This is a genomic window from Neisseria sp. HMSC15G01, from assembly GCF_001808255.1.
Lineage (GTDB): Bacteria > Pseudomonadota > Gammaproteobacteria > Burkholderiales > Neisseriaceae > Neisseria > Neisseria subflava_A.
In genome coordinates this window covers 1-3202 of sequence record NZ_KV792688.1, presented here as the reverse complement: position 1 = coordinate 3202, position 3202 = coordinate 1, and the positions used below count along the sequence as shown (strand labels likewise).

The 3202-nt window shown below is 48.9% G+C and carries 5 protein-coding genes and 1 pseudogene; 3 read left to right on the top strand and 3 right to left on the bottom strand.

Going from position 1 to position 3202, the window contains the following annotated elements:
- Positions 1 to 208, bottom strand: a pseudogene (locus HMPREF3139_RS08360) (transferrin-binding protein); the annotation flags it as partial.
- A gap of 212 nt (positions 209 to 420) precedes the next feature.
- Positions 421 to 1044, bottom strand: a complete 624-nt coding sequence (locus HMPREF3139_RS08355; RefSeq protein ID WP_070461566.1) for a biliverdin-producing heme oxygenase — start codon at positions 1042 to 1044, stop codon at positions 421 to 423.
- A gap of 452 nt (positions 1045 to 1496) precedes the next feature.
- Here HMPREF3139_RS08355 and HMPREF3139_RS08350 point away from each other — a divergent pair, with 452 nt between their 5' ends.
- Genes HMPREF3139_RS08350 through HMPREF3139_RS11280 form a run of 3 tightly spaced genes read left to right on the top strand, consistent with a single transcriptional unit; the run spans position 1497 to position 2961 of the window.
- Positions 1497 to 2033, top strand: coding sequence for a gamma carbonic anhydrase family protein (locus HMPREF3139_RS08350; protein WP_070461565.1), 537 nt, complete (start codon positions 1497 to 1499; stop codon positions 2031 to 2033).
- Positions 2034 to 2072: 39 nt separating this feature from the next.
- Positions 2073 to 2672, top strand: a complete 600-nt coding sequence (locus HMPREF3139_RS08345) for a Maf family protein (RefSeq protein ID WP_070461564.1) — start codon at positions 2073 to 2075, stop codon at positions 2670 to 2672.
- 25 nt (positions 2673 to 2697) lie between these two features.
- A complete protein-coding gene (locus tag HMPREF3139_RS11280) occupies positions 2698 to 2961 on the top strand; it encodes a hypothetical protein (RefSeq protein WP_070461563.1) in 264 nt (87 codons plus the stop codon).
- A gap of 72 nt (positions 2962 to 3033) precedes the next feature.
- Here HMPREF3139_RS11280 and HMPREF3139_RS08335 read toward each other — a convergent pair.
- The coding region (locus HMPREF3139_RS08335) for a transposase (RefSeq protein WP_141743140.1) at positions 3034 to 3202 on the bottom strand (169 nt) is incomplete at its 5' end.

Genomic DNA, 3202 nt, shown 5'->3' with positions numbered 1-3202 from the left:
CTTCTTCAGCTTTCTTGGCTTCTTCAGCTTTCTTAGCGTCTTCTGTTTGTTTTGAATCACCTCCTCCGCCCGAGCCGGAATTATTGCCCGGCTGTTGCGGGGTCGGTGCAGACTGTGCAGACGGCGTGCCACCACCGCTTGAACCGCATGCACTCAATGCGATGCTGCAGGCAATCGCCAACATACTTAATTTAAATGATTCCTTCATGGTCAAACTCCTGAATGTGATAATGGTATTTTGGAATGATGGTGATAAAATATTTGATAATTATTTACATCAAACCAATTAAAATATACCGCAAATGCGGATAACCAAACGGTACTAAACTTGCATCAGTATGAAGGTCGTCTGAAAACAGAATTTATGAATCCGCGTATACAGATGTGTTTCAGACGACCTCTACTTATATCGTCAAACCATTAATGACGGTGCGGAACAAAGCCTTCCGGAGCTTCCGCACCTGCAGGCAGGTCAAATGTTTCGCGCAGAACGACTTTGTAGAACGCAAATGCATCTTTTGCACCTTGAATCGCTTCGGCTTCAGCTTCAGGACTTAAACCCAAAGCATTCAGATGCTCGACAAACGCACGCCAATGTTTGCCGCGGCCGTTCGGATGGGGGGCGAGGTGGCGCGCGCCGTGTTCGCCGGTGTAATCCAGTTTTTGCGCGTGTTTAAACAAAAATGCTGCGCCCAAATTGGAACCTTCGGCGCAATACAGCCAACCGATGGCTTTGTTGCCGGTTTCATGTGGCAACGGTTTACCGTATTCGTAAGGTTTGTCGCCCAAATCAGCCAAGTCTTGCGTTACCGCGTCGTAACGCGCCATGTATTCCAGCTCAGGAATGGCTTTGTTCAACTCGGAGTCTTTATAAATATGATCGACCGCTTTGTGGAACACTGATTGCAGTTTCAAAAATTTGATGTAATTCTCTTTGTTGGTAAACGGCTCGACAGACATAACCAAGTTGTCCACGCTATCGTGAATAGTTGTAGTTTGCTCTTTCAGCCGTTTGGCAAAAGTCAGCTCTTGTGTTTCGCTCATGTGAATATCCTTCATACAGTTTCAGACGACCTTCCGGCCGCCTTTATTTAAACAAGGTGGATTGGATAGATTTGAAAACGGACACGGGATGGAAGCCAAGGTTTGTGGGATTGGAAACCCACCAAACCTGGTTGAAAACAAACCATCGGGTTTCGTTATTTTATGAAATATTTTTTAAAAATATATATCATTCCAATTCAAATGGCAAGAGAATGGTTTGCAGCTACTTGCAACTACAAGATAATAACGGACAATTTTCCACCTTCGGCAAACAAGAGAGGCAGGCTTAACGGAAAATGATTCCTTAACCATAAAAAATATTGTTTACAAAGACATGACAACATCTCGGTAGACGCCGTCCTTGCCTCACCTGCGTCAAAACGGCATACTTTCGCCATACCGAGCCGCAGGTCGTCTGAAACCTGCCACACTGTCAAAAAGGAAGAAACAACATGAACCCTATCCGCCCCTTCTTAGACCATACTCCGCAAATTCACGAATCCTGCCTCATCGACGAAACCTCCGTCATCATCGGCGAAGTATCGCTTGCCGAAGACGTATCCGTTTGGCCGTATGCCGTGTTGCACGGCGACGTGAACAGCATCAGCATCGGCGCGCGCAGCAATGTACAGGACGGCAGTGTCTTGCACGTTTCGCACAAAAACGCGGAAAAGCCCGAAGGCTCACCCCTTATCATCGGCGAAGACGTAACCGTCGGACACAAAGTCATGCTGCACGGCTGCCGCATCGGCGATCGTGTGTTGATTGGGATGGGTACGATTATTCTGGACGATACCGTCATCGAAGACGACGTGATGATAGGTGCAGGCAGTTTGGTGCCGCCACGCAAACGTTTGGAAAGCGGCTATCTCTATGTCGGTTCGCCCGTCAAACAAGTCCGCCCGCTGACCGAAAAAGAAAAAGAATTTTTGAAATATTCTTCCGCGCATTATGTGCGGCTGGCAGGCCAACACAAGCAGTCAAAATAATTTTCAGGCGACCTTATATCCCTTAAAAAAGAAAGTTTTATGCACACACTCTACCTAGCCTCCGGCAGCCCGCGCCGCCGCGAAATTTTGGAAAACCTAGGATTCAAAGTTATCCGTATCCCTGCCGACATCGACGAAACGCCGCATTCCGACGAAAAAGCCGCCGATTATGTGCAACGTATGGCGCAGGAAAAAAATGCCGCCGCTGTCGAGCAATGGTTTGCCGCACACGACGCGTCGCCCGAATATCCGATTCTGACTGCCGACACTACGGTCGCCTATCAAAACCACATCCTCGGCAAACCGGAAACCGAAGCCCAAGCAGCCGAAATGCTCGCCCGGCGTTCAGGGCAGACGCATCAGGTGCTGACTGCCGTATGCGTATATTGGCAAGGGAGAGCGCACGGCGTTTTGCAAACCAGCGATGTACGTTTCAAAACCTTGTCTGCCGAAGAAATATCCGCCTATATCCGAAGTGGCGAACCGATGGACAAAGCGGGCGCGTATGGCATTCAGGGTTTGGGCGGCGTGTTTGTCGAGCATTTGCAAGGCAGCTTTACAGGCGTGATGGGCCTGCCCGTTTACGAAACGGTCGGCTTGTTGGAACAATTCGGATTGAGTATTCCCCCATTTGCCTGATTTTAAATACCTTCAAACAAACATTATGAAAACATACGTCTTCCCCTTTTTATCCGCAGTATTCCTTCTCGCTGGCTGCACCACTTTTTCAGACGACGGTACAACCGCCATCCGCAAAGGCAACGACAGTATCCTCTCTTTCGGGAAGCTTGGCTCCGCTATAGAAGATGCGCCCGCAGGCGGCTGGGTCATGCTCGGCGATCAATACACCTATGAGACCTTTGCAAAAAAGCCCTTCCTTCGACAGCTGAAACTCCAAACACAGGTTTTCGTCTATTTCCGCTCCTAATTACTCCTGATTTTACCCAAATACCCCCTTAATCCTCCCCGGATACCCGATAATCAGCATCCGGGCCGCCTTTTAGGCGGAAGCAGGCGCACTTAGCCTGTTAGCGGCTTTCAATAGGTTCAAACACATCGCCTTCAGATGGCTTTGCGCACTCACTTTAATCAGTCCAAAATAGGCTGCCCGCGCATAGCGGAACTTCCGGTGTAACGTACCGAAGCTTTGTTCGACCACATAACGGGTT

Bases quoted from the DNA above. Each gene is read 5' to 3' on its own strand.
- HMPREF3139_RS08355 (WP_070461566.1), bottom strand. From the start codon at position 1,044: ATGAGCGAAACACAAGAGCTGACTTTTGCCAAACGGCTGAAAGAGCAA.
- HMPREF3139_RS08350 (WP_070461565.1), top strand. From the start codon at position 1,497: ATGAACCCTATCCGCCCCTTCTTAGACCATACTCCGCAAATTCACGAA.
- HMPREF3139_RS08345 (WP_070461564.1), top strand. From the start codon at position 2,073: ATGCACACACTCTACCTAGCCTCCGGCAGCCCGCGCCGCCGCGAAATT.
- HMPREF3139_RS11280 (WP_070461563.1), top strand. From the start codon at position 2,698: ATGAAAACATACGTCTTCCCCTTTTTATCCGCAGTATTCCTTCTCGCT.